34 protein-coding genes are annotated in these 26,261 nt (G+C 41.7%); all 34 read left to right on the forward strand.

The annotated features are described in order from the left end of the window. The first annotated feature begins 88 nt into the window (after nt 1-88). On the forward strand, nt 89-1,855 hold the full coding sequence (locus tag CTH_RS06535; protein ID WP_078665516.1) for a carbon starvation CstA family protein: 1,767 nt from the start codon (nt 89-91) through the stop codon (nt 1,853-1,855). A gap of 27 nt (nt 1,856-1,882) precedes the next feature. Then, nucleotides 1,883-2,170: a hypothetical protein gene (locus CTH_RS06540; protein WP_078665517.1), complete on the forward strand. Its 288-nt coding sequence runs from the start codon at nt 1,883-1,885 to the stop codon at nt 2,168-2,170. Nucleotides 2,171-2,251: 81 nt separating this feature from the next. Continuing rightward, the gene (gene ylxM, locus CTH_RS06545) at nt 2,252-2,587 is read left to right on the forward strand and encodes a YlxM family DNA-binding protein (protein WP_078665518.1); all 336 of its coding nucleotides are present in this window, start codon (nt 2,252-2,254) and stop codon (nt 2,585-2,587) included. Between the two features lie 22 nt (nt 2,588-2,609). Further along, nucleotides 2,610-3,956: a signal recognition particle protein gene (gene ffh, locus CTH_RS06550; protein WP_078665530.1), complete on the forward strand. Its 1,347-nt coding sequence runs from the start codon at nt 2,610-2,612 to the stop codon at nt 3,954-3,956. Nucleotides 3,957-3,989: 33 nt separating this feature from the next. Continuing rightward, a complete protein-coding gene (gene rpsP / locus CTH_RS06555; RefSeq protein ID WP_078665519.1) occupies nt 3,990-4,235 on the forward strand; it encodes a 30S ribosomal protein S16 in 246 nt (81 codons plus the stop codon). Between the two features lie 11 nt (nt 4,236-4,246). Next, a complete protein-coding gene (locus CTH_RS06560) occupies nt 4,247-4,474 on the forward strand; it encodes a KH domain-containing protein (RefSeq protein WP_078665520.1) in 228 nt (75 codons plus the stop codon). A 46-nt stretch (nt 4,475-4,520) separates the two neighbouring features. Beyond that, entirely contained in the window at nt 4,521-4,928 is a 408-nt protein-coding gene (locus CTH_RS06565; protein ID WP_159071860.1) for a YlqD family protein, read from the forward strand. Then, a complete protein-coding gene (gene rimM / locus CTH_RS06570) occupies nt 4,921-5,448 on the forward strand; it encodes a ribosome maturation factor RimM (protein ID WP_078665522.1) in 528 nt (175 codons plus the stop codon). The genes CTH_RS06565 and rimM overlap by 8 nt, the downstream gene beginning before the upstream one ends. Continuing rightward, the gene (gene trmD, locus CTH_RS06575; RefSeq protein WP_078665523.1) at nt 5,438-6,193 is read left to right on the forward strand and encodes a tRNA (guanosine(37)-N1)-methyltransferase TrmD; all 756 of its coding nucleotides are present in this window, start codon (nt 5,438-5,440) and stop codon (nt 6,191-6,193) included. Before rimM ends, trmD begins: the two co-directional genes overlap by 11 nt. A 10-nt stretch (nt 6,194-6,203) precedes the next feature. Further along, nucleotides 6,204-6,782, forward strand: a complete 579-nt coding sequence (locus CTH_RS06580) for an RNA methyltransferase (protein ID WP_078665524.1) — start codon at nt 6,204-6,206, stop codon at nt 6,780-6,782. Nucleotides 6,783-6,892: 110 nt separating this feature from the next. Beyond that, nucleotides 6,893-7,234 (forward strand): 50S ribosomal protein L19, encoded by a 342-nt coding sequence (rplS, locus tag CTH_RS06585; protein WP_078665525.1) that lies wholly within the window; start codon nt 6,893-6,895, stop codon nt 7,232-7,234. Nucleotides 7,235-7,292: 58 nt separating this feature from the next. Then, a complete protein-coding gene (gene lepB, locus CTH_RS06590) occupies nt 7,293-7,832 on the forward strand; it encodes a signal peptidase I (RefSeq protein WP_242947952.1) in 540 nt (179 codons plus the stop codon). A 17-nt stretch (nt 7,833-7,849) separates the two neighbouring features. Continuing rightward, nucleotides 7,850-8,704 carry a ribosome biogenesis GTPase YlqF gene (gene ylqF / locus CTH_RS06595; RefSeq protein WP_079933644.1) on the forward strand — a complete coding sequence of 285 codons (855 nt, stop codon included), beginning with the start codon at nt 7,850-7,852 and terminating at the stop codon, nt 8,702-8,704. 201 nt (nt 8,705-8,905) lie between these two features. Beyond that, on the forward strand, nt 8,906-9,670 hold the full coding sequence (locus CTH_RS06600; RefSeq protein ID WP_107753362.1) for a hypothetical protein: 765 nt from the start codon (nt 8,906-8,908) through the stop codon (nt 9,668-9,670). After that, nucleotides 9,654-10,922 carry a histidine kinase gene (locus CTH_RS06605; protein WP_159073829.1) on the forward strand — a complete coding sequence of 423 codons (1,269 nt, stop codon included), beginning with the start codon at nt 9,654-9,656 and terminating at the stop codon, nt 10,920-10,922. The genes CTH_RS06600 and CTH_RS06605 overlap by 17 nt, the downstream gene beginning before the upstream one ends. Beyond that, a complete protein-coding gene (locus CTH_RS14520; RefSeq protein WP_375804193.1) occupies nt 10,888-11,097 on the forward strand; it encodes a methylenetetrahydrofolate reductase C-terminal domain-containing protein in 210 nt (69 codons plus the stop codon). The genes CTH_RS06605 and CTH_RS14520 overlap by 35 nt, the downstream gene beginning before the upstream one ends. Continuing rightward, nucleotides 11,087-11,938 carry a methylenetetrahydrofolate reductase gene (locus tag CTH_RS06615; RefSeq protein WP_078664344.1) on the forward strand — a complete coding sequence of 284 codons (852 nt, stop codon included), beginning with the start codon at nt 11,087-11,089 and terminating at the stop codon, nt 11,936-11,938. The genes CTH_RS14520 and CTH_RS06615 overlap by 11 nt, the downstream gene beginning before the upstream one ends. 19 nt (nt 11,939-11,957) lie before the next feature. Beyond that, a complete protein-coding gene (locus CTH_RS06620; protein ID WP_078664345.1) occupies nt 11,958-12,695 on the forward strand; it encodes a LytR/AlgR family response regulator transcription factor in 738 nt (245 codons plus the stop codon). A gap of 198 nt (nt 12,696-12,893) precedes the next feature. After that, nucleotides 12,894-13,718, forward strand: coding sequence for a ribonuclease HII (locus CTH_RS06625; RefSeq protein ID WP_078664346.1), 825 nt, complete (start codon nt 12,894-12,896; stop codon nt 13,716-13,718). Beyond that, the gene (locus CTH_RS06630; RefSeq protein WP_107753366.1) at nt 13,675-14,559 is read left to right on the forward strand and encodes a hypothetical protein; all 885 of its coding nucleotides are present in this window, start codon (nt 13,675-13,677) and stop codon (nt 14,557-14,559) included. Before CTH_RS06625 ends, CTH_RS06630 begins: the two co-directional genes overlap by 44 nt. A gap of 8 nt (nt 14,560-14,567) precedes the next feature. Continuing rightward, entirely contained in the window at nt 14,568-14,834 is a 267-nt protein-coding gene (locus CTH_RS06635) for an EscU/YscU/HrcU family type III secretion system export apparatus switch protein (protein ID WP_375804192.1), read from the forward strand. A gap of 79 nt (nt 14,835-14,913) precedes the next feature. Beyond that, on the forward strand, nt 14,914-16,029 hold the full coding sequence (locus CTH_RS06640; protein ID WP_107753368.1) for an HD-GYP domain-containing protein: 1,116 nt from the start codon (nt 14,914-14,916) through the stop codon (nt 16,027-16,029). Nucleotides 16,030-16,145: 116 nt separating this feature from the next. After that, nucleotides 16,146-16,502, forward strand: coding sequence for an NADH-quinone oxidoreductase subunit A (locus CTH_RS06645; RefSeq protein ID WP_078664350.1), 357 nt, complete (start codon nt 16,146-16,148; stop codon nt 16,500-16,502). Further along, a complete protein-coding gene (locus CTH_RS06650) occupies nt 16,493-17,008 on the forward strand; it encodes an NADH-quinone oxidoreductase subunit B (protein WP_107753371.1) in 516 nt (171 codons plus the stop codon). The genes CTH_RS06645 and CTH_RS06650 overlap by 10 nt, the downstream gene beginning before the upstream one ends. Then, nucleotides 16,998-17,438 carry an NADH-quinone oxidoreductase subunit C gene (locus CTH_RS06655; RefSeq protein WP_078664352.1) on the forward strand — a complete coding sequence of 147 codons (441 nt, stop codon included), beginning with the start codon at nt 16,998-17,000 and terminating at the stop codon, nt 17,436-17,438. The genes CTH_RS06650 and CTH_RS06655 overlap by 11 nt, the downstream gene beginning before the upstream one ends. A gap of 9 nt (nt 17,439-17,447) precedes the next feature. Further along, the gene (locus CTH_RS06660; RefSeq protein ID WP_078664353.1) at nt 17,448-18,545 is read left to right on the forward strand and encodes an NADH-quinone oxidoreductase subunit D; all 1,098 of its coding nucleotides are present in this window, start codon (nt 17,448-17,450) and stop codon (nt 18,543-18,545) included. 32 nt (nt 18,546-18,577) lie between these two features. Beyond that, a complete protein-coding gene (nuoH, locus tag CTH_RS06665; protein ID WP_078664354.1) occupies nt 18,578-19,633 on the forward strand; it encodes an NADH-quinone oxidoreductase subunit NuoH in 1,056 nt (351 codons plus the stop codon). A gap of 4 nt (nt 19,634-19,637) precedes the next feature. Further along, nucleotides 19,638-20,075 carry a NuoI/complex I 23 kDa subunit family protein gene (locus tag CTH_RS06670; RefSeq protein WP_078664355.1) on the forward strand — a complete coding sequence of 146 codons (438 nt, stop codon included), beginning with the start codon at nt 19,638-19,640 and terminating at the stop codon, nt 20,073-20,075. A gap of 9 nt (nt 20,076-20,084) precedes the next feature. Beyond that, on the forward strand, nt 20,085-20,582 hold the full coding sequence (locus CTH_RS06675) for an NADH-quinone oxidoreductase subunit J family protein (RefSeq protein WP_078664356.1): 498 nt from the start codon (nt 20,085-20,087) through the stop codon (nt 20,580-20,582). Then, nucleotides 20,579-20,887 (forward strand): NADH-quinone oxidoreductase subunit NuoK, encoded by a 309-nt coding sequence (nuoK, locus tag CTH_RS06680; protein WP_078664357.1) that lies wholly within the window; start codon nt 20,579-20,581, stop codon nt 20,885-20,887. The genes CTH_RS06675 and nuoK overlap by 4 nt, the downstream gene beginning before the upstream one ends. A 21-nt stretch (nt 20,888-20,908) precedes the next feature. Next, entirely contained in the window at nt 20,909-22,831 is a 1,923-nt protein-coding gene (gene nuoL, locus CTH_RS06685; RefSeq protein ID WP_107753373.1) for an NADH-quinone oxidoreductase subunit L, read from the forward strand. Further along, nucleotides 22,831-24,366, forward strand: a complete 1,536-nt coding sequence (locus CTH_RS06690) for a complex I subunit 4 family protein (RefSeq protein ID WP_078664359.1) — start codon at nt 22,831-22,833, stop codon at nt 24,364-24,366. Before nuoL ends, CTH_RS06690 begins: the two co-directional genes overlap by 1 nt. Beyond that, nucleotides 24,367-25,797: an NADH-quinone oxidoreductase subunit N gene (locus CTH_RS06695; RefSeq protein WP_078664360.1), complete on the forward strand. Its 1,431-nt coding sequence runs from the start codon at nt 24,367-24,369 to the stop codon at nt 25,795-25,797. Nucleotides 25,798-25,848: 51 nt separating this feature from the next. Then, nucleotides 25,849-26,193, forward strand: a complete 345-nt coding sequence (locus CTH_RS06700; protein WP_078664361.1) for a YraN family protein — start codon at nt 25,849-25,851, stop codon at nt 26,191-26,193. The last annotated feature ends 68 nt before the right edge of the window (nt 26,194-26,261 follow it).

Raw genomic sequence — 26,261 nt, forward strand, 5'->3', positions numbered from 1 at the left:
CATTTTATGTCGAAAATGCTGTCGAAAAGGCGGTATGGCAGTACACTGAAAATGCAATTATAAGTCTTTTTGCAGGAGGTGTACTGATATGCACGCACTAACTCTTGTTTTGACGGCAGCTCTGGTTTTAATTTTAGCGTATCGGTTTTATGGTGCTTTCATTGCTGCCAAAGTTCTGGCCTTTGACGGTGAACGCACCACGCCCGCCCATCGCTTTAATGATGGTAAAGACTATGTTCCCACCAATAAATGGGTTGTCTTTGGCCATCATTTTGCGGCGATTGCCGGGGCTGGACCACTGGTTGGCCCGGTGCTGGCAGCACAATTTGGCTATTTGCCCGGTTTCCTCTGGATTCTGATCGGTGCTGTGCTGGCAGGGGCGGTTCACGACATGGTAATCTTATTCGCCTCTGTTCGTCATGATGGAAAATCCCTGTCAGACATTGCTCGCGCTGAAGTAGGACCAGTTACTGGCTTTGCAACCGGGATTGCCATTTTGTTGATTATCCTTATTGCGATGGCCGGATTGGGGATTGTTGTAGTAAATGCCCTGTTCCAGAATGCCTGGGGGGTATATACCGTAGGCATGACAATTCCCATTGCAATTTTCATTGGTTTATATATGCATAAATGGCGTCCTGGAAAAATTGGTGAGGCTTCCCTGATCGGTACGGCTTTGATCATGCTGGCGGTAATAACTGGTCCCTATATTAAAAATTCTGGTTTCGCCAGCTGGTTTATCTTTTCTGAGAACGCTTTAAAGATCTTGCTGCCAACATATGGGTTCCTGGCAGCTGCGCTTCCAGTTTGGCTGTTGCTGGCCCCCCGGGATTATTTAAGCTCTTACCTTAAGATCGGCACCATCTTGGCCCTGGCGCTGGGGATCATTATTGTCAATCCGGAAATTCATATGCCGGCAACCACCAAGTTCGTTGCTGGAGGCGGTCCGATCATTCCCGGTAAGGTTTGGCCTTTTGTTTTCATCACCATCGCCTGTGGAGCTATTTCGGGTTTTCATGCTCTGATTTCCTCAGGTACTACTCCTAAAATGATTAATAACGAAAAGGACATTCAACTGGTCGGTTTTGGCAGTATGCTGGTTGAAGCTTTTGTTGGTGTAATGGCTTTAATTGCTGCCACAGTTCTTCTGCCTGGCGATTATTTTGCCATCAACACCAAACCTGAAGTTTTTGCCAAACTGGGGATGCAAATTGTTAACCTGCCGGAGCTATCCAGATTGGTTGGCGAAGAAGTGGCGGGTCGGCCCGGCGGTGCTGTATCACTGGCTGTAGGTATGGCCTATATTTTCTCCAGCATACCTGGATTAAAACATCTGATGGCTTACTGGTATCAGTTCGCCATCATGTTCGAAGCACTCTTTATTTTAACAACCATTGATGCCGGTACCAGGGTAGCCCGTTATATTTTGCAAGATTTTGCCAGAGTCAAAAACCCCAATGCCCCCTGGAACGTCATCATCACCAGTGCTATCGTTTCCTTTGCCTGGGGATACTTGATTTACGGTGGTGAAATTAAGACCATCTGGCCAATCTTCGGGGTTTCCAACCAGTTATTAGCAACTCTGGCTCTGGCAATCGGCACTACTATCATTCTTAAGAAAAGCGGAAAAATATCATACGCTTTGATTACTTTCGTGCCGATGGTTTTCCTGGCCATTACAACAATTACTGCTGGACTAACTACAATGATCAACGTCTATCTACCGAAAGGGATGTACTTGAATACCGGGCTAAGTATCTTGATGATTTCACTGGCTGCTGTTATTTTGCTGGATTCCTTCCGGCGCTGGTTCCAGATCATCAAAACCGGTGAAAGATCATCATTACTGCAATAACTTTATTCTGCAAGGGGGGCAGCCGTAATGGTAACACTAGAACCTGAGGTAGTAAAATATCTAAACAGAAAGGGAGTAAAGGCCATTACTATTGAAGCCCCCAATTCTGTTCACTCCTGTTGTGGGGAGTTCTGTTTCGAACCGGGGATCAGGCTAGGTGCTCCGATAGGGAAACAAGAAGACTATTTGTGTTTTGTCAGTAATAACATTGAAATTTATTACCATCAGGAGCTGCCAAGGAAGCCAGTTATAATTGAAAGGCAATCATGGGGACTATTTTCAACTCTGCACATCAAAAACTGGAGAATCTTATAAAAAAGAGGGTGTCAAGTAAAATTGCTTGACACCCTGATCTTTTTTGTGTAGAATTAGTAAGGAACAAAGGTGGGGAGCCTAATGGTGATACCGTTTGAACAAAGGGACTATATCAGTCTGCTTTTGTCCTTTTATAGTGACTTTCTGACGGACAAACAAAAACTGGTCATGGAGTTATACTATGATGAGGATTTAACACTAACGGAAATCGCAGAACAATTGGCTGTTTCCCGGCAGGGTGTACATGATCTTTTAAAACGCTCCCTCAAACAATTGGAAGAACTGGAACAGAAGCTGGGTTTGGTTGCCAGATATAATCAAGTAAAAACAATGGTTGAAAAAATTGATCAACAACTGGCTGCTGGTCAAATCGATGAGGCTCGCACATTGGTGAAAAAATTACTGGCGTTTTTTTAAAGGCAGGTGTAAAACCATGGCTATTTTTGAAAATCTCAGTGAACGTTTGCAGGCAGCATTTAAGCGGCTGCGCGGTAAAGGCAAGGTTACTGAAGAAGATGTTTCTGAAGTGATGCGCGAAATCCGGGTGGCACTTTTAGAAGCAGACGTAAGTTATAAAGTAGTTAAAGATTTTATAAAAAAAGTAAAGGAACGCGCTGTTGGACAAGAAGTTTTAGCCAGTTTAACACCGGCTCAGCAAGTGATTAAAATAGTCCATGAAGAACTGATAGAACTTCTAGGTGGTATACAAAGCCGGTTAACTACTGCTCCCAAGCCCCCTACAGTTATCATGCTGGTTGGTTTACAGGGGGCAGGGAAAACCACAAGTGCTGGCAAGCTGGCCAATTTATTGCGTAAACAAGGCAAAAAGCCCCTGCTGGTTGCTGCTGATATTTATCGACCTGCTGCTGTTAAACAGTTGCAGGTTTTAGGAGAGCAACTACAAATACCTGTGTTCGCTATGGGGACCTCAGTTAGCGCAGTCAATATAGCAAAAGGGGCCCTTGAATATGCGGCATCTCATGGTCGAGATATGGTGATAATCGATACGGCGGGAAGATTGCATATTAACGAGGAATTGATGCAGGAGCTTCAGGATATCAAAGCCGCTATCAAACCCCATGAGATATTGCTGGTTGTTGATGCGATGACCGGTCAGACAGCTGTAGAAGTGGCTGAGACCTTTAATGCCCAGCTGGGTATCGATGGTGTTATTATGACCAAATTGGATGGTGATGCCAAAGGGGGAGCAGCTCTTTCAGTTCGGGCTGTTACCGGTAAACCAATAAAATTTGCTGGCATGGGCGAAAAACTGGATGCTCTGGAACCTTTTTACCCGGATCGACTGGCATCACGGATCCTGGGTATGGGAGATGTGCTGTCTCTAATCGAAAAGGCACAGGCTGCTTTTGACCAGGCGGAAGCGGAAAAACTGCAGGAAAAGATGCGAAAAGCAGAATTCACCCTGGAAGATTTCCTGAACCAGATGCAGCAGATGAAAAAACTGGGGCCGCTGGAGAATATTCTAAGCATGCTGCCTGGCATTGGAGGTAAAGAGCTGAAAGAATTACAAAAGCAGATTAATCCCAAAGAAATGGCGCGTGTAGAAGCCATCATCCTATCCATGACCCCTCAGGAAAGAGCAAAACCGGAAATTATTGACTCCAGTCGTAAGAAGCGTATTGCCAGAGGTTCAGGCACTCGTGTACAAGATGTAAATAAACTTTTGGAGCAATTTAAACAGGCGAAAGCGATGATGAAACAATTCGCTCAGCTGGAGAAGAAAATGAAGAAAAAAGGCGGTATTAAATTGCCGTTCTTTAAATAGAGAAATCGATATTCTGACAAGGAGGTGAGACTAGTGGCTGTAAAAATTCGCTTAAAGCGGATGGGTTCCAAGAAAAATCCCTTTTATCGGGTAATCGTGGCTGATTCCCGTTCTCCCCGGGATGGCCGTTTTATCGATGAGCTGGGTTATTATAACCCGACTACCCAACCGGCACAAATCAAGATTGATGTAGAAAAAGCTAATGCCTGGTTGAACAAAGGGGCTCAACCCACCGATACTGTTAAGTCCTTGTTTAAAAAGGCTGGTGTTCAGAAATAGGAGGTGCCACCATGAAAGAACTGGTGGAAACCCTGGCCAAGGCCCTGGTAGAACAGCCCGATCAGGTTACTGTGCTTCTCAAGGAAGATGGTGATGAAATCAACATCAGCCTTAGTGTAGCCCCTGATGATATGGGGAAAATTATCGGTAAGCAAGGCCGAATTGCTAAGGCATTGCGGACTGTTGTTAAAGCAGCTGCTACCAGGGAAGGCAAAAAGGTAAACTTGGATATCCTGTAGAGCAGGGGGCCCGTGGGCCCCTTGTTCAACATCAGGAGGGATTGATTTGCAGTACCTGAATGAAATATTGATCCGCCGGCCGGTAGTGCTGAAAGTCAAAGTAACCGAGGACTTTCGCCAGCGAATGGCTTCGGAAGTAAGAGAAAATCTTAATAGGTTGGATTTGGAATTGCAGCAGCTGGATTTTCTGGTCAAAAGGAACCCTCAGCAGCAAAAAAGATATGAATTGGAAAAACAAAAATTACTGGATCAGAAACAAAACCTCATTCAAAAACTTAAAGAGATTAGCAATTGGACTGTAGGTGAAGAAATCTATCAAGGTACAGTTGAATCTCTGGCCACTCTGCAAATTGGCCAATCTTTTAGCTCCCTTTATGGGGTAGAAGTTGTACTGGAAGATGATCAGGTGATAGCCATTAGACAGCATGAATGGCGGAGGGACTCCAATGAATAATGAATTTATTGCCATTGGGAAAATAGTCAATACCCAAGGACATCGTGGTGAAGTTCGCGTAATTCCTATGACGGATTTTCCGGAACGGTTTTATGAAATGGAAGAGGTTTTAGTACAACAAAATGGAAAAACCCGGGCATTCCATATTGACTCTGCCCGTCCGCATAAACAATTTATTATAGTTAAATTTCGAGAGATCGTTGATATGAACGCAGCTGAACGGCTAAAAGATGCTTATATTGTCATTACCAGGGACCAATTGAAAGAACTACCTCCTGATACCTGGTATATCCATGATTTGCTGGGAATGACGGTTATTACTGATACAGGGGAAAAAATTGGTACGCTGGTTGATGTCTTTTCTACAGGGGCAAATGATGTATATGTAGTCAAGCCTGCAGATGGCGGAAAAGACATTTTGCTACCAGCTATAAAAGATGTCATACTCTCAGTTGATACTGTTACTAAAACAATGACGGTCTACTTGATGCCGGGATTGGTGGATGAAGATGAAATTTGACATACTGACCTTATTTCCCGATATGTTCTGGGGACCTTTTGCCCATTCCATTATAAAAAGGGCGCTTGAAAAGGGTTTGTTAGAAATAAATACCATAAACATCCGCGATTTTACAACCGATAAACACAGAATTGTTGACGATTATCCTTATGGCGGTGGAGCCGGTATGGTCATGAAACCGGAACCAATTTTCCGGGCAGTGGATTTTATCGCAGAGAGAGATGGTCGGGTACCAGAGAATATTATACTTTTAAGCCCACAAGGGAGAAAATTTTCCCAGAATATAGCCCGCGAACTTGCGCTAAAAGAACATCTGGTTTTTATTTGTGGCCATTATGAAGGTATTGATGAACGAGTCAGAGAAGGACTGGTAACAGATCAGATTTCCATTGGTGATTTTATTTTGACCGGTGGCGAATTAGCTGCTATGGTTATTGTCGATGCGGTTGCACGGCTGATTCCGGGGGTTTTAGGGGAAGAAATGTCAGCAGCTGATGAGACGTTTTCCCAGGGGTTGCTGGAATATCCCCAGTATACTCGTCCTCGTGAATACCGGGGTTTAAAAGTACCTGATATACTTTTGTCAGGCGATCACGGTAAAATTGCCCGCTGGCGCCGGCAACAGGCATTGAAACGGACCTTAGCCTGGCGACCTGATTTATTGGAAGCGGTAACATTAAAAGAAGAGGACTACAAACTAATGGAAGAAGAAATCACTGTTGATCCCCGGCAAATTAAAGACTAGGAGGATTGGCATGGCGAAGCCAAGAGTTTTTATCGCGTTGCTACACTATCCAATTTATAACAAACACATGGAAGTGGTTACAACCAGTATCACTAATCTTGATGTTCACGATATTGCCAGAAGTGCGCGGACCTATAACGTGGAGACATACTATATTGTGCATCCGGTTCCAGCTCAGCAGGAGTTAATCAATCATATGCTGGAGTACTGGCGCAGTGGTTACGGAGCAGTTTACAATCCTGACCGTCAAGAGGCATTTCAGAGATTACAACTGATCGATACTCTCGAAGATGTAATCCAGGATATAGAGAAAAAAACTGGTCAAAAACCGGTAACCATAACTACCGATGCTCGAGTCTATCCTAACACTATCTCTTATATAAAATTGCGAGAAGAGATCCATAAGGGTGAAAAACCTTATCTCTTATTATTTGGCACCGGATATGGCATAATCAAAGAAGTAATGGAAGGGGCTGATTATATTCTAGAGCCCATTTATGGTGGAGGAGAATATAATCACCTTTGTGTCAGAAGTGCGGTATCGATTATTTTAGATAGACTTCTGGGAGAGCCCTGGTGGGGAAAATAGTGCTTGTCAAATCATATTGCATGTGTTATAATGTGCCTTGTGGTAGTACGGGCGTTCCGCTGTCCTGACCAGGGGATATGAGCGTCTAGGCAGGAGGGAGGTTAGCAAAAATGGATTTGTTGACTATGCTGGAAAAAGAACAACTGCGTAAAGATCTTCCCGACTTCCGCCCTGGTGATACAGTTAAGTGCTATGTAAAAGTTAAGGAAGGTAACCGGGAAAGAATCCAGCTTTTTGAAGGGGTTGTGATCAGACGTCAAGGAGCTGGACTGCGCGAGACCTTTACTGTAAGACGGGTAGCTTCCGGGGTTGGTGTGGAAAGAATTTTCCCTGTTCACTCTCCTAACCTGGAAAAAATTGAAGTTGTCCGGCGTGGTAAGGTTCGCCGCGCTAAGTTGTACTACCTGCGGAAATTGAGCGGTAAGGCTGCTCGGATTAAAGAGCTGAAATAGTGTTACAAAAAGGGACTGGGTAGCCGGTCCCTTTTTGCACAGAAAGGGGCGGAAAAGGTTGGTAGAAAATACTGAAAAAAAGGAAGGGCTCTGGGAGCTACTAGAGGCACTGGCAATTGCAGTCGTTCTTGCGGCTATTATACGCTTTTTTGTCGTACAGCCTTTTTATATACCTTCCGGGTCTATGGAACCAACCCTGAAACCTGGAGACCGAATCATTGTTAATAAATTCATTTACCGGTTTACCAAGCCCCAGCGCGGAGATATAATGGTATTTAAGTTTCCACTTGATCCAAAGCGGGATTTTATTAAGCGCGTAATCGGTTTACCAGGGGATATTGTTGAGATTAAGGATAGTAATCTATATATAAACGGTAAACAAATTAAAGAACCATATTTGCCACCGGGATTGCGTTTTCAGGATTTTGGGCCGGTAAAAGTGCCAGATGACCACTATTTTATGATGGGCGATAATCGGAACCACTCGGATGACAGCAGATTCTGGGGCTTTTTACCCCAAGATAATATAGTCGGTAAGGCGATGGTCATCTACTGGCCCCTGAGCAGAATCGGTATAATCGACGATTACCACGATTAAGAATAGGATGAGGAAGCATGACTATCCACTGGTATCCGGGCCATATGGCCAAGGCTAAAAATTTATTAAAAGAAACATTAAAAATAATTGATGTCATAATTGAATTAGTAGATGCCAGGATCCCGTCAAGCAGTCGCAACCCGGATTTCGATATTCTATTTGGTACAAAACCTCGACTTATGCTTCTTAACAAAAAAGATTTAGCTGATGATGTACAAACAAGAAGATGGTTGGAATATCTAAATAAATCGAGAGAAAAAAAACAGCGGGCAATTGCTATAAATACAATGAACAAAGAGGGTTATAACGAAATAGTGCCGGCTTTAAAAGACCTGGCTGCTGAAAAATTAGAAGCATTAAAAGCCAAAGGCTATCGCCATCGCCCGATCAGAGTGATGGTGGTTGGTATACCAAATGTAGGCAAGTCCTCTTTTATCAATAAACTGGTCGGTAAAACTATAGCAAAAACAGGTGATAGGCCAGGAGTGACCAGAGGACAACAATGGATCAGAATACATAAGGATATTGAACTACTGGATACCCCGGGCCTACTCTGGCCTAAATTTGCTGATCCCGAAGTTGGTATTAAGCTAGCAGCGACAGGTGCGATTAAAGAAGAAATCCTGCCAATAGAGGATGTTGTCTTATGGATAATCCAATGGTTTCTCGTCCATAAACCGGAAGCATTAAAAGAACGTTATAAACTAACTGAACTGAGTTATGATCCTTATGAGATATTACTGGCAATTGGCCGTAAACGTGGATTTTTGCTGGCCGGCGGAAAGGTAGAAACGCAAAGGACTGCGGCAGTTATTCTAGATGAATTCCAGAAAGGCAAAATCGCAAAAGTTACATTTGACTTTATTTTCTGAAGGTGACGCTTAAGAGTCACCTTTTTTTGTTTTTATGCTAGTCCTAGCAATATAGTGATTATTTATGCATTTCAACGGTATCTTGTGATAATTATTTAATTAATTTTGCCATTTGACGGTGATTTTAATGCATGATTTTTTGTATTGAATTATACTTTTACCAAGAATTATATAGATCAGTTATTGAGGGAGGTAACAAAAATGGTACATGCAACGGTAATGGCAAAAGAATCTAACAATGATCAACTTATAATCGTACATTGGCTTCCCCAGAATGTTGATTATGCTGTTGTTTTAATGGATATGGCCGAAAAAATGGTTTATAAACCATTTGATGCCTGGCTTGGCCGTATTATCAAAAACAAAACAATCAGAGCCTATCATTTAGAACATTGTCTATTACTTATTGACTATCTTGCCTGTGAGGTAGGGGTTCCAATATGGAAGCTAAACTACAAATACTTAAAAAACTTTCTATATGATTATTATCCTAAAAAAGTTATAGCAAGTTATGACCAACAAAAATATTTAATCAAATCAATTATATTGCTAATTCGATTTATGCTGAAAAAGGGTTTTAAGTTGGATGTTTCTTCAAAATTATGGTTTTTATTAGGCGAAAATAATTTTGAAAAATTCATAAGGAGTAGATGCAAAATGGGAAGAAAATTATTGACATTAAAAGAAGATCTGGAATATCTTTATGAAGTTTGGAATTTTAAACCTTCATTAGCTATTGTAGGTGGTAGCGTTGGAGATGCCAGAATAGATGGGCTGGTACAAATGGCGTCTGAAATTGGTATCAATGTTTATATTTTTGACTCTATAGAATGTTTAGAAAAACATAAAAGTGTTTGTGATAACAATTGTCAAAAGTTTATGGTGGTCAGGGAAATTCATGGAGTGAAGGAAATTGACCCAATAGAATTTATTGAGGATGTGCTTAGAGATGCTATCGGCTATTAGTCTTGCAATATTTGGTTTCTTAGCAGGGGTTTGGCTGGGAAAGCTTCAGTGGAAAACAAACAGGGAAGCTACAGCTCCGAGTTATTCTTTATACAAACCTGAAATTTATTTAGCCTATGAAACGTTACACTATTTAAGGCAAGGCCTGACTCCGGAAACAGCTCAAAAGGTTGTTGAAATTATTAAAAGAATTATTCCGGTAGATGCTGTAGCGATTACTGATACCCAGCAAATTATAGGATTTGCCGGAGCAGGCTGCAATCATCATCGTTTAGGGAAAAGTATTATTACTAACGTAACCAAGGAAGCCATTAATGCAGGTAAGGTGATGGTAATAAATAACGGTGAATTTAATTGTTCAATTAAAGATTGTTCCTGTCCCCTTAAAGCAGCGGTAATTGTACCTCTTTTTTGTGACAGCAAGGTTGTTGGTACCCTGAAATTATACCAGGTTAATAGGACTCGCATTGATGATTATCTACTGAACTTAGCCAAAGGTATCGGCCAGATCCTTAGTATTCAGATTGAACTTGCGGAAAAAGAACATCAAAAACAATTGGCGGCCAAAGCCAAGCTAGAAGCCCTGCAGGCTCAGATTAGACCTCATTTTCTGTTTAACGTTATCAACACGATTATCTATTGTAGTAGAAATGACCCGGATAAGGCTCGGGAGTTGCTAATTGAGTTCTCAAAGTTCTTCCGCAAAACATTAAAAAGTGACCAAGATTTTATCACCCTCAGCGAGGAAATTGAATATATCAAAACTTATATAACGTTAGAACAAGCTAGATTTGGTGATAGACTTAAAGTTGCCTTTAATGTGGAGTCGCATCTATTAAATATTTTAATACCTGGACTAATTATTCAGCCCTTGGTTGAAAATGCCATCTTACATGGAGTTTCACCCCTTACCAATGGTGGAGAAGTTACAATAACTTGTAAAGAAAAGAATAAAACTTTATATGTGCTGGTTCGTGACAACGGTAAAGGAATTCCTAGAGACCGGCAAGCTAAAATACTGATTCCTACTCAAGATACTAATAACGGTTTGGCTTTAAGCAATATTGACCAACGATTAATAAGTTTGTATGGACCAAAATACCGGTTGAAAATCAAAAGCCAGGAACATCGTGGAACGATGGTATTAATTAAAATACCTTTAGGTGGTGTCAATGATGCGCGGAGTATGTGTAAAATGTCGAAATTGTATGATTCCGATGGCAGGGACTTGTCCTATCATGCACTGTGCTAAAGGATTAATTAATGGCCCTTGTGGAGGGGCTCAAAATGGCAAATGTGAAATTGATGGAGTTAAAGACTGTGTATGGTGCATGGTTATTCCCAAAGTTCAAAATAGAAGGATATCGATAACGCAGATCCTGAATCAGATTAAAGACTATTCGGTGGTGAGGACTAATGGATTTTAGAAGAAAATTATTATCAGGGCAATTCATAACAACCGTTGAATTATGTCCTCCGAGAGGGATAGATTGTTCAAAATTACTCACAACGGCTAAAAAAATTTGGGGGAAAGTTGATGCAATTAATATCACCGATAATCAAAGGGCAAGTATTAAGATTTCTCCAGTGGCTGTATGTGCCATATTACTAAAGGAAGGCATTACTCCCATATGTCAACTGACCTGTAGAGACAGAAACCGGATGGCCTTACAATCTGAGATTTTGGGAGCAGCGGCTTTAGGGGTAGAATATTTCCTTTTTATGACAGGTGATCATACATTAATCGGTGAAGACCCCAAGTCTAAATCTGTGTTTGACCTGGACTCAGTACAGCTCATGGCTACCGCTGCTCAACTTAACAATGGCTATACTTTAAACGGCAAGGTTTTGACCGGAAAACCTAATTTAATCTATGGTGGTGTAGTAAATCCCTCACTTCAGTGCAGAGAAGCCCAAATGTGGAAATTAGAGAGGAAAGTGGCCGCTGGTATCAGGTTTGTACAAACACAGGCGGTATATTCTGTTCGGGAAGTTGCTGATTTTATTGAAGATGCTAAAAGATTTAACATACGGTTTTTGGTAGGTATTATTCCTTTAAAATCAGCTGCTATGGCCAGGTATATGAACAAAAACATTCCCGGAATTAAGGTTCCGGAGAAATTCATTGATATTCTTGAAAAATCTAAAAATCCTATAAAAGAGGGATTAAGAATTGCACAAGACACCATTAATGAATTAAAAAGTATTTCTGATGGAGTTCATATTATGCCAATGGGTACAGAGGAATATTTAGAAGAATTAGTATGATTTGAAAGGAAGATTTAAAATGAAAAAGTTACGAGTACTAATCGTTGATGATGAGTACCCCGCCCGCAAGGAGTTACGATATCATTTGAGCATGTTTAACAATATTTCCATAGTTGGCGAAGCCAGTAATGCCAATGAGGCTTATCAACTGATTACCGCTCTAAATTATGATGCCGTCTTTTTAGACATAAGAATGCCAGATATGAGTGGCATTGAACTAGTTCATATATTGCAAAACATGGATAGCGCCCCCAAAATTATTTTTGTTACGGCCTATGAAGATCATGCTATCGAAGCTATTAAAGTTAAAGCTTTTGACTATCTTTTAAAACCTATTGAAAAATCCAAAGTTGAGGAGGTTATAAATCGATTATTTACAGAGTTCAGCAAGGAAGGATTTCCTTCTGGGAAATCAAATTATTTCCAAATAGTTACAGGGAAATTAAGAGGAACTATCTATCCTGTTAAGATAGAAGATATAATTTTCTTTTACTCTGAAAAAGAGTTTGTCTATTTAAGAGTTAAACAAGGTGAAGATTTAATAACACGATTTACCATTAAAGAACTTGAGCAAAGATTGAATCCGGCTATGTTTTTTCGCCCTCACCGATGTTATATTGTCAATATTAATTACGTAAAAGAAATCCGTCCTAGTTTCCACGGTTGCTACACGCTGATTATGAAGGACAAAGATAGTACAGAAATCCCTGCAAGTAGAGGCAAATCAAAACTTTTAAAAAAGATTTTTAATATATAAATCTAAAAGCAGGCAAATTATAAAATTAACATTCTTGGAATCCTCAATAACTTATGGTTATTTGGGGTTCCAATAATGTTAATTTTCAAAAAAAACAAAATATTTTCATTTTCATTTCAGGCCTTTATTTTCTATTTTTATTTTTGCAGGAAAAACATATCAAACGTCGAATTTTAAAAGTTTAAAGGGGCGAAGTATATGAAAACAATTAAAGATATACAGCAATATTTAAAAGAATTACTTAGCCGTAATCAGGAAATACCGCTAGACATGTTAGAACTGCTGAAAGCCGATCACCGACCAGCAGTAAAAAAGCTATTGCTCAGATATATGAAAAACAGAGAAAAAAACTATTTATTACAAAAACGCTGGCATGATTTTAGGGCGTTAGAAAAACGATACCGCCAGCAAGGATTGTTGGTTGCAGGAGTGGACGAAGCCGGGCGAGGTCCGCTGGCCGGTCCAGTAGTAGCCGCTGCTGTTATTTTACCTGAAGATTGTTATTATCCTGTTTTGGATGACTCGAAAAAACTAACTGAATCTAAACGTAATCAGTTATATGAACAAATAAAACAGGATGCGATCGCCTGGGCGGTCGGAATTTCCGATGTGGCTGAAATTGAACAACTTAATATTCTAAATGCCACTAAACTGGCCATGCTAAGGGCAGTAAAAGGACTAAAAGTAGAGCCAAAAGTTTTGCTAATAGATGCTTTAACTTTAGCGGACTGGCCTGGTCATCAAGAAAGGATAATTGATGGTGATGCGTTGCATGCGTGTATTGCTGCTGCTTCGGTTATCGCCAAAGTTACAAGGGATCAAATGATGGCAGAAATAGGGAAATTGTTTCCGGAATATGGTTTCGAGCAACATAAAGGATATGGTACAGCAGCACATATTGCTGCTTTAAAAAAATATGGCCCATGCCCGCAGCATCGCTGGTCCTTTGTAAGAAAATTTTTGCTGGAGAGTGAGCGGATTGAAGCTCGACCGCTTGTTGGAAATACAGACAAAAGCTATTGATAATATCTTAAAAAACTTGAAGTTAAATATTGGAAGGCAAATTTGGGCTAAAGTTATAGATGTCAAAGGCGTTGAGCTCAAGATTGCCATTGGTGATATAATTATTTTTGCGCAAAGTGAGCTCAATTTAAAGCCAGGACAAAATGTACTACTTAAGGTCAATGATATTAGAGAAAACAGGGTTTTCTTTCAGACTCTTGTTGAGTTAAACCAGAGCGAAATGTTGATATTAGATTATATTTCCAAACATAATATCCCCCAAACTGAGCGCTGGATCAAATGGTTACAACTGGCGATTAAGTTGCATGGCAGTTCTGCTGAAACATTAAAAGCTGCTGTTTTCGCAGCACGAGAAGGTTTGCCCCTTAAGAAAAAATTGTTGAATTTCCTTGCTCATTGGCTTTTTTCGTCAGCAAACAATTCTGATTTCAAACCTGAATTAGGGGATTTGTTTAATATGCAGAATTGGCAGAAAAAGGATGAACCCGAACCTGGAGTCTCTTATTGGGTGTGGAAACCCTTAGCCGAAAGTAATGACACAGAGTTGCAGGCATTGGTTTGGGAAGGGGAAGCAGAAAAAGCCTTAGCTCAACAGATGAAAATTTGGCGTTTTTTAGTGCGGATTGAGCAGGCTAACAACCCTGCTTTTGTGAGCATTACTGCCACATCAGACAAAGAGATGTGGGTTAATTTTTTCAATATAAAAGGAACTATAACAGAAGAACTAAAAAATAAGCTCAACGCTTTAGGTTGGAATATAAAACGCTGGGCAGTGCTCTCGGCTGTGGATGAAATGATCGAAGAAACCGGTTTTTCTTGTGGGATAGATTTAAAAGGGTAGTGATGGAATTGAATGATAAAAAAAAGAAGATTGCGATAGCATTAGGTTATGATAGCGGTCGGGACGCAGCTCCACGAATCTTGGCTACAGGGCGTGGTCCAATAGCTGAAAAGATAATTGCTCTGGCGGAGGAAGCGGAAATTCCAGTAGTTAGCCAACCTTATCTGGCCAGAATTCTAGTCAATCAGGAGCCTGGGGAAATGATTCCAGCAGAACTATACCAGGCAGTAGCAGAAATACTTGCCTATGTCTACCGCTTGCAAAACCGATTGTGAGAAAATTTAAGAAAATTTCGGCTACTAGCAGGGATTTTACCTTAAGACGGCGAATATATCTTTTTTGTGGAGGTACAAGATGAAACGCATACTAATTTACGATGCAAAACCCGGGATGATTTTAGCGCGACCGGTATATAGTCGTGATGGAGTTCTTCTTATAAAAGCAGGAAAAAAACTTACTGAAAAACTTATTAAAAGTTTATTTGATTATGCTATACCAACAGTATATATAGTTCAACCTAAACCCTGGGAAGAGATAAATATCCAGACGGCTTACGAAAAAGTTAAGGAACTTCCTGACGTTATCTCTTTTGAAACTCGTTTGGAGGCAGAGAAGCTGGTTGCAGAGTTCATGAGTGATATTAAGGCTGGACAGTTATTTAATGTGAAGAAAGCCAGAGCGGTTATTAATGAAATGATTGCACAAATTATTTCATATCCTAAAATACTTACAAAACTCTCGGATATCAGGATATTAGATGATTATACGTTTGCCCATAGTGTGAATGTCTGTACCCTGGCTATTGCTGTAGGACATGTTATGGGATTGGAGAAGAGCGCCTTGTATGAACTTGCGATGGGTGCTCTTCTGCATGATGTGGGAAAATGTTTTATACCTGAATCCATATTGAATAAACCTGGACCTTTGACTAATGAGGAAATGAAAATTGTCAGAACTCATACGGAAAGGGGATTTCAAATTTTACGTATGCATCCCGAGATTAGTACTCTGGCTGCCAATGTAGCACGACAACATCATGAGCGAGTTAATGGCACAGGTTACCCCCAGGGGCTTTCCGAGAAACAGATACATATTTTTGCCAAGATCGTGGCTGTGGTAGATGCCTACGATGCCTTGACTGCTGACAGAGTATATAAAAATATGGTCTTACCTTATGAGGCAATTGAAGTCTTAATCGCATCATCATATCATTCTTATGATGCTGAGATAGTCAAAGCATTTGTACAGAACCTGGCGATTTACCCCATCGGCAGTATTGTCGAATTGCTTGATGGACGGCTGGCAACGGTAATTAACATTAACCGTGGTATACCTTATCGTCCGGTAGTAAAAATTATATCTGATCAGTATGGAAATACAGTATTGCGGGGCGAAATAATTGACTTAATGAAAGAACCGACAGTTTTTGTTAAAAAAGTCTTGCAATTCAAAAATGTGGAATTAATTTAGTGAAAAGAAGAACAGTATCAAGTTTGTCGAATTTTATTGACGCTGGCTTGGGCTCGGTGGCATAATTTATCTGTCTCCGAGCTAATGATAAATGGGCTAAAGAAAGGGGGGAGATTATGAGTTTACAGTTTGCGGGTATAGGTGCTATTTTGCTGGTCGCAATGGCTTTCCCTGTAATTATTTTGTTTGTATCCAGATTGCTTTCGCCAAAAAGATCAGCAAAATACAAGTACACCACTTATGAATGCGGTCTCGAAACCCAGGGAGATACCTGGATTCAGTTTAAGACAAGTTACTTCATGTACGCCTTGCTGTTTGTTGCCTTTGATGTTGAAACAGTTTTTCTATATCCCTGGGCAGTAAAATTCAAAGTGCTAGGAACCTTTGCTTTTGTTGAAATGTTTATCTTTATTGCGATTCTGATTCTGGGATTCTGGTACGCCTGGAAGGAAGGAGCATTGGAATGGATGTAAAAAATGAAATCCAAAACCCTCAGGCACTGGTTGAAAAAGGCGTTATTCTGACAACAGTTGAGGCCGTTTTCAATTGGGCCAGGGCACGCTCTTTATGGCCAATGACTTTCGGTTTGGCCTGCTGCGCTATTGAGATGATGTCAGCAGGTGGGCCTCGTTTTGATCTGGCCCGTTTTGGTTATGAGGTATTTAGGCCATCACCGCGTCAAAGTGATTTAATGATTGTAGCTGGTACGATAACAAAAAAAATGCAACCTTTGATCGAGGTGCTCTACGACCAAATGCCTGAACCCAAATGGGTAATGGCAATGGGAAGTTGTGCCATTAGTGGTGGGCCGTTTGTTGACTCCTATAGTGTTGTAAAAGGCGCAGATACCTTCTTGCCTGTAGATGTTTATGTTCCTGGTTGCCCGCCACGACCGGAGGCATTGATTTATGGGTTTCTCCAGCTCAAAGAAAAGGTGGAGAACCCTAATAAGGTGAGGTTGAAGAAATATGGCAAATAACTTTAGGGATAAAGTCCTGGCTGAACTCAACAAAAAGTTTGGGGATAAAGTCAAGGCTGTTGAAGACATTTCAGGAGACACTATTGAAGTTTCCGCTGGGATCATAGTTGACGTAATGAAGGAGCTCAGGGACAAGTTTGAGTTACCTTTGCTCGTTAATTTAACTGCAACGGAGTATGAATCCAACTTTATAATGGCTTATCAGGTCACATCGGTAAAGTCCCCTGATAAAATCAACGTAAAAGCAGTAATAGATAAGGTGAAACCTGAAATCGCCTCAATAACCAGTGTGTATCCTGCTGCTAACGTGCAGGAAAGAGAGGCCTATGATTTGATTGGGATAATTTTCAAAGGGCATCCTAACCTCAAACGAATACTACTACCCGATGATTGGGAAGGTCATCCTTTGAGGAAGGATTACAAACTGTGAGGTGTGACGATGATTAGGACACAGGAAATCACATTGAATCTGGGTCCCCAGCACCCTAGTACCCACGGCGTTTATCGCTGTGTCTTAACCCTTGATGGTGAGTACATTACTAAAGCTGAAAATCATACCGGTTATCTGCATCGAGGATTGGAAAAACTTGCCGAAAGCAGAACATATACACAGTTTATACCCTATACTGACCGCTTAGACTACCTTTCCGGTATGTTGAATAACTGGGCCTATGTTGCTACTGTGGAAAAACTCATGGGCATAGAAGTTCCAGAACGGGCGGAATATATCAGAGTAATCGTTGGTGAATTGAGCCGTATTGCCAGTCACCTGGTTTTTGTTGGAAGTTATGCTCTTGACCTGGCGGCATTTACCGGCTGGATGTATTGCTTCCGGGACAGAGAAACCGTACTCGACTTACTGGAAATGGTAAGCGGGTCCCGAATGACATTTAGCTATATGCGGATCGGTGGGGTGGCTGAAGACCTTCCAGATGAGTTTTTCCCGGCTGTAAAAAAATTTATTGCTGAATTTCCTAAAGCTATCGAAGAGTATCATAAAGTTATTTCTGGAAACGAGATTTTGATTGCTCGTTCCAAGAACGTAGGGGTGCTTTCCAAAGAGCTGGCACTGGCTTATGGGGTGACAGGCCCTAATTTGAGAGCTAGTGGTGTACCCTATGACCTCAGGAAAGTAGAACCTTATAGTGTATATGATCGATTTGATTTTGAAGTACCTGTTCTGTACAACGGTGATAGTTATGACCGCTATATGATCAGACTACTGGAAATGGAGCAAAGCCTTAAAATTATTGAGCAAGCTTTAGATCAAATCCCAGATGGACCGATAATGGCCAAAGTACCGAAAGTGATTAAACCTCCGGCAGGAGAAGTTTATCATCGCATGGAAATTTCCAAAGGTCAATTAGGCTTTTACATTGTCAGTGATGGCTCACCTAAGCCTTATCGACTCCATATTCATTCACCTTCGTTCGTCAATCTCGGTGTATTCCCTGAAATTGTTAAAGGCTGCAATATTCAGGATGCCATTGTTGTGCTAGCTTCCATCGATATCGTTTTAGGGGAAATTGACCGCTAGGGGAAATCTGGATTGTATAGGGGAGAAGATGCATGGAAAAAAGTTTTTTTGTTGTCTTTGCCGAATGGCTTCGTCAGTGGTTTGCCAGCCTTAATTTTTCTCCCGCAGCTGTTGAAGTTTTAATGGATGTTGTTGGCGGTCTGGGCGTTATCATCTTCTGCTTGTTAAACGCACTGGTCCTGGTGTATTTAGAGCGGAAGATCTCAAGTTTTATCCAACAACGTTACGGCCCGAACCGACTTGGGCCCAAAGGGCTGTTTCAAACCCTGGCTGATACTCTCAAGCTTTTAACAAAAGAGGATATTATTCCTGAAGCTGTTGATAAATGGGTGTTCCGGATCGCTTCTTTGTTGATTTTTGTGCCAGCAACTATGGTTTTTGCAGTAATTCCCTTTGGTGACGAAATGATTATCGCTGACTTGAATATTGGCTTGTTTTACTTTGTTTCAGTAGCTTCTGTCTCAACTATCGCCTTTTTAATGGCGGGTTGGGGCTCCAACAATAAATACTCCCTTTTGGGTGGTATGCGCAGTGTAGCTCAGATGGTTAGTTATGAAATCCCGCTGGTATTTTCACTGGTGGGTGTTGTGATGTTGACTGGCTCCTTAAAAATGTCTGATATTGTTGCTGCGCAAAAGAATATGTGGTTTATTGTGCCGCAATTTATTGGTTTCTTCATCTATTTCATTGCAGGAACTGCTGAATTGAACCGCGCTCCTTTTGACTTGCCTGAAGGTGAGCAGGAACTAGTAGCAGGTCTTTATACGGAATATAGCGGTATGCGCTGGGCCTTGTTTTTCCTGGCGGAATATGCCAACCTGGTTGCGGTGAGCTCCATTGCTACTACCCTTTTCCTGGGCGGTTGGCAAGCTCCCTTTGACTTTTTGAACTTTATCCCGTCCTATGTCTGGTTCATTTTGAAAGTGTACTTTATGATTTTACTCTTTATGTGGACCCGTTGGACCTTACCTCGGATCCGGATAGATCATTTGATGAGCTTTAGCTGGAAAGTCTTGATTCCGCTATCTTTAGCCAATATATTGGTAACCGGTGTTGGTATAAAGCTCTTCCAGTGGATGGGATGGTGATTAGATGTTTGGCAAAGGTATTATGACAGGCATGGGTGTAACACTAAAACACTTTTTAAAACATTTTCGTGGTGGAGCAGTTACCGAACTATATCCTGATGTGATGCCACAGCTGGCACCCCGTTTTCATGGGGATTTTTATCTGGATGTACCCAAATGCATATCCTGTGGTCTCTGTGCCAATGCCTGTCCCAACCATGTAATTTCAGTTAAATCTGAAAAGGACGAAAACAACAAGCGTAAACTGGTGGGCTATACCATGATGGTTGAGCGCTGCCTTTTCTGTGGTTTTTGTGTAGAGGCCTGTCCGACCAATGCTCTGCGCTGGACCCAGAATTTTGAGCTTGCTGCCTACAGCAGGGAAGACGTTAATCGGGACATGTATGCTGAGTATTTCAGTAAGAACGGAGGCAATCCCGAGCAAACGGGAAATAAGGGGTGAAATTGATTAATGCAGGCACTGTTTTTCTATCTACTGTCCTTTATTACATTAGGGGCAGCGCTGGGAGTAGTTTTAAAACGCAACCTGGTACACAGCGCCCTGTTTCTCATCTTAACTTTTGCCGGAGTGGTAGGTATTTACCTCACATTGAATGCTGATTTTATCGCCTTCGTGCAGCTAATGGTCTATGTAGGTGCAGTAGCGATACTCTTTGCTTTTGGTGTTATGCTTACCAGACGGGGTGACATAAATCGTTCCAATTTGTTTAATAATCAAAAGTGGACAGCATTGATTGTTTCACTGGGGGTATTTAGCGTTCTTGCCTGGTTGTTAAATGCTACTAGCTGGGGAAATCAAGCTGCAGAAGGACCTAAAGAAACAGTCGGTCAGCTGGCAGAGCTGATGTTAACCGATTACGTGGTACCTTTTGAAATTGCGGCGGTATTATTGCTTGTTGCCATGTTAGGGGCCATCGTAATCGCGAAAGAGGTGAAAAATCAGAAATGATTACCTTACAGCATTATTTGATGTTGGCAGCCCTGCTATTTTGCATTGGCTTATATGGTGCCCTGGCAAAACGCAATGCTATTGCAGTTTTGATGGGTATAGAGCTGATGTTAAACTCCGTTAACATCAACCTCGTTGCCTTTTCCCGATTCTTAAAGCCTGAATTTCTTGACGGCCAGCTGTTTGCACTTTTTACTATAATCGTAGCTGCTGCGGAGGTTGCGGTTGGTCTGGCCCTGGTAATAGCTATCTATCGTGATCGGCTTTCTGTTGATCTGAATGATATTGACTGGCTGAAATGGTAATAAAGGTGGTGCGAAGAGCGCATGGTGCAGTTTGCAATGGAAAAAGCCTGGCTTATTCCGCTGCTACCAGCATTGGCATTTGCTATTATCGGGTTGTTAACCCTGAGATGGCAAAAGTTGAGTGCGCTGGTAGCGATCGCTGCCATTCTGACATCCTTTGTTTTAGCTGTCAGTGTGGGTATAGGGGTCTTGAATAATCCAGAATTGATTGAAAAACCTTTAGAAATGAATGTTACCTGGTTCAGCATGGAAGGATTGAATATTAATATGGGGGTACGGATTGACCCCATATCAGCGATGATGCTTTTTGTAGTTACTCTGGTTGCTTCTTTAGTTCAAATTTATTCCCTTGGCTATATGCATGGAGATCCAGGTTTTAGTAGATTTTATGCCTATTTGTCTCTGTTTGCAGCTTCAATGCTAGGGTTAGTGATATCCACTAACTTACTGCAAATGTTTGTCTTCTGGGAGCTAGTGGGATTGTGTTCCTACCTATTGATCGGATATTACTATTATAAAATTTCTGCTCGAGAAGCAGCCAAAAAAGCATTTATTACAACAAGAATTGGCGACTTTGGCATGCTTCTGGGGATCTTGTTCCTGCAAATTGTTTTTGGAACCCTGGATTTTTCACAGCTGGCAGAGGCGGTGCCGAACTACCAGCAATATGGAATTTCTCTGGCGTTGCTGAATGTAATAGCAATCCTGCTGTTTATCGGGCCTATTGGTAAATCTGGTCAATTTCCCCTGCATGTATGGTTGCCAGATGCGATGGAAGGTCCTACTCCTGTTTCAGCTCTGATTCACGCAGCTACCATGGTGGTGGCAGGGGTATATCTGGTAGGAAGAATGTTATTCCTGTATCAGACGGCAGAAGTAGCTGGTGAAGTAGTAGCCTGGGTTGGTGGTTTTACAGCCTTCTTTGCCGCAACTATCGCCCTGACTCAAACAGAGCTTAAACGGATCCTGGCATATTCGACTGTATCCCAGCTAGGGTATATGATGATGGCACTCGGAGTAGGTAGTTTGACTGCTTCCTTCTTCCATCTTTTTACTCATGCTTTCTTCAAGGCTCTGATGTTCCTGGGAGCAGGTAGTGTATTACATGCAATGCATGGTAAAGTTCACGTCTGGGATATGGGTGGTTTAAGGAAAAAAATGCCTTACACGGCCTGGACTTTTGTCATTGGCGGTCTGGCTATTGCCGGTATATTCCCATTTGCCGGTTTCTTCAGTAAGGATGAGATTTTGTTAGTGACACTGGAAAGCGGTCATACTGCTCTTTACTGGCTGGCAAGTATAACCGCTGCTATGACTGCATTCTATATGTGGCGAATGATTTTCCTGACCTTTTTTGGTCCCGAAAAGCCGGAAAATCACCCTCATGAATCTCCTTTCAGCATGTTATTGCCCCTGTTTGTTCTGGCATTTCTTTCCGTTGTGGGAGGATGGGTTGGCACTCCCTGGGGACCGGAACATGGCTGGGCTTATTGGGTCCGTTCCGGAGAATATCATCATGCCGAAGCCAATTATGGCATCATGATAGTATCAACTATACTGGCTCTGGCCGGAATCGGCTTAGCTTACTTGATGTACTTGAAGCGAGTAATTTCTTACGAAAAAGTGGCTGAACGGGCTGGTTTGTTGTATAAGCTTTCCTACAACAAATATTTTATTGATGAAATCTACCTCTGGTTTAACCATACTATTGTTGATGGTCTAGGAAAGCTGTTGTACTGGTTCGATATCTATGTAATTGACGGAATTGTAAATGGTCTGGGCTTCTTTACCAGAGAACTGGGTGGCGGATTAAGATATGCTCAAACCGGACGCTTGCAAAATTATGCGCTGGTACTTTTCCTGGCGATCGTCATCATTGCCATCTATCTAGCCATGGGTAGCCCAGCCAAAGAAATGCTGGCTATGTTAGGGGGTGGCAACTGATGGGCTTGCTAACAGCATTGTTTTTAGCTCCTATAATCGGAGCACTGGTTATCGTTTTCTTACCGAAAGATGAACATAAGCTAATCAAATCAGTTGCTGCTGTAGCAACCTTTGTATCTCTGGCCCTTTCCCTTTATGTGTATTTTAGCTATGATAAGCAGGCTGGTGGACTGCAGTTCAGAGAATTTATTCCCTGGATACCTGATTTCGGCGTTAATTATTCACTCGGTGTAGATGGAATTAGTTTGCCAATGGTATTGTTAACAGCATTGATTGGCTTTAGTGCTGTCTATGCTTCTTGGAACTATGAAAAGAGACCAAAAGAATTTTTCATCTTGCTGTTGATCCTTATCGCAGGTGTTATGGGTACCTTTGTAACCCAGGATTTGTTCATATTCTTCCTGTTTTACGAAGTTGTTGTTATCCCAATTTATATCATGGTTATCATCTGGGGTAGCACCAAGCGGGTTACTAAAGAATATGCCGGTATGAAATTGACCATATACCTGCTTATAGGTAGTGCATTTTTACTTGGTGGCTTAATCTATATGCTGGTTGAAGCCCATAATCTGACTGGAGGCAAGTGGGTATTTGAAATCAGCGAGCTGGCCAAACTTAACTTTACTCCTGAATTCCAGAGAGTAGCATTCCTGTTGATGGCATTAGGATTTACTTCTCTGTTATCGATGTGGCCCTTCCATTCCTGGTCACCTGATGGTTACGCAGGTGCACCAACTGCTGTATCCATGATCCATGCAGGCGTATTGAAAAAAATCGGTGGCTACGGTTTGATCCGGATTGGGCTCTTCATAATGCCGGAAGGAGCTAAATACTGGGCGCCGGTGATTATAGCGCTAGCAGTGGTGAACGTGGCTTATGCTGCCCTAATTGCTCTGGCACAAAAGGACTTGAAGTATGTTGTTGGTTATAGCTCTGTCAGTCACATGGGTTATGTGCTTTTAGGTGTAGCCAGCCTGAACATTATTGGTATCAATGGGGCCATTGCCAATATGTTCGCCCACGGTGTTATGTCGGCATTGTTCTTCTCCATGATCGGTTATGTATATGACAAAACCCATGTGCGCACAATGCCAGATCTGGGTGGGTTGGCCCATCAAATTCCCAAGATTGCCACTGGTTTTATGATGGCTGGTATGGCTTCCTTAGGGTTACCCGGTTTAGTCAGCTTTGTTCCTGAGTTTACTATCTTTATTGGTGTCTGGAAAGCAGCTCAGGGAAATAGTACTGTGATGGCAGGTGCTGTTATTGCTATTGCCGGGGTTATAATCACTGCACTCTACAGTCTACGCTTATTGGCCAATACCCTGTTTGGACCGCGGCGCAGTGAATATGATTGGCTACCAGATGCTAAGGGCCCGGAACTGGTTCCCCTGTATGTATTAGGTTCAGTATTGATCATTGGTGGGTTGTTCCCCTTCTTGTTAATGGATATGGTTAATAACGGTGTTGCTCCGCTGGTTGCCCAAATTAGTGATGTCATCGGCGCAGCAACAAAGATGGGGGGGAACTTTTAAATGAATTTGGATCTGTCACTATTTTCGTTAGAATTACAAACAGCTTTAATAGCTTTGGGACTAATGGTTTTAGCTATCCTGGTTCCTAAAGCGCAAACTAAGGGTTTTGGCTATGTAACCGGCATTGGCTTGCTGATAGTATTTGCTAATAGTTTTAGCCTGTATGGAACCAAAACATCTGTCCTGAATGGATTTTACCTTTTTGATGATTACGGTCTGTTTTTTAAACAGCTTGCCTTGCTTACAGGAGCTTTAATTGCTCTTGCAGCTGCCAGATATTCTGAAAAGTTACCTGTCTATCGGGCAGAGTTTTATTCCCTTCTAGTCTTTGCCTGCCTGGGCATGATGACCTTGGTTTCTGCCGGGGAATTAATTGCTCTCTATTTAGGCCTGGAATTGATGACTATCAGTTTTTATGCCTTGGCAGGTATGAAAAGGGGAGACAGTGCCTCTGCCGAAGCTGGTGTAAAGTATGTACTCCTAGGCGGCATGTCATCGGCAATAATTCTTTATGGCTTAAGCATGGTATATGGTGTGACTAGAACTACTAGTTTGCAGGAAATAGTGGCCATTGCTCAAAAGCAAGGATTGGAACCTGCTTTGCTGTTAGGTTTGGTTTTCCTGGTTGCAGGTTTCGGTTTTAAAATCTCTGCTGTACCTTTCCATATGTGGTCACCTGATATCTACCAAGGGGCTCCGAGTCCGGTAACCGCTTATTTGGCCGTCGGGTCCAAGGCTGCTGCCTTTGCAGCTTTTGCCAGGATACTGTACTTTGCTCTCGCACCATATAAGATGAGCTGGATAGGGCTTTTAGCGGGACTGTCTGCTCTCTCTATGGTCATAGGTAACGTTGTGGCTATTCCGCAAACTAACCTAAAAAGAATGCTAGCTTATTCTGGTGTTGCCCAGGCTGGATATATCTTAACCGGTTTGGTTGCAGGCACAACTGCTGGTATTAAAGGCATGGCATTTTATCTGATGATCTATCTTTTTGCAACAGTCGGAGCTTTCACTGTTGCCATGGTAATGAGTATGAATGTTGGCAGCACAGAAATAAAGGATATGTCAGGTTTAAGTCAAAGGAGCCCTCTTCTAGCTGCTGTTTTAACTACCTGCTTGCTTTCTATGGCTGGGATACCTCCTCTAGCTGGTTTTGCAGGTAAACTATACTTGTTTGCTTCAGTTGTAGCTGAAGGGAAGTTGTGGTTGGCGTTAGTGGGCCTGGTAATGTCAATGGTTTCGGTATATTACTATCTGAACGTTACCAAAGCAATGTATCTAGGCGAAGCACAAGATAACACGCCCATCGCTGTGCCAGGCAATATGAAGCTAATTTTGATCGTAAGTATGGTCATAACCCTGCTTCTGGGTGTATATCCAACACCGCTGGCCAATTTAGCTGATCTTGCAGCTAAGGCTTTAATACCATAAGCTTTAAAATTTAGCCGGCCTCAGTTGAGGCCGGCTATTTTAGGTGAGAATATGAAAAAAAAGGAGCTAGGTAACTTAGGCGAAGAAATAGCGGCTCAATATTTAGCACAGCAAGGGTACAAGATAATTGCTAGAAACCTAAAACTAAAAAAGGGAGAGGTCGATATATTATGCAAAGATTCCGAAAACAACTTAGTCCTGGTTGAAGTAAAAACTTGTTCAAAATTTTCGCCTGTACCCGCTATTGAAAATATAACTAGGGTTAAAAAAAATAGATTACGTCGTCTATGGCAAGAATTGACCAGCATTTATAATTGTGATAATGGATATATAATGGCCATTGCAATATACTATGAGGGGCATGAGACTAATATAATGGCGTATATCCTTGATTAAGAAAGGATTTCAGAGAATTATGTCGAATAAAAAAATTAACCGATGATTTGCGAGGAATTACATACAGG

Origin of the sequence: Carboxydocella thermautotrophica (assembly GCA_003054495.1) — a bacterium.
Lineage (GTDB): Bacteria > Bacillota.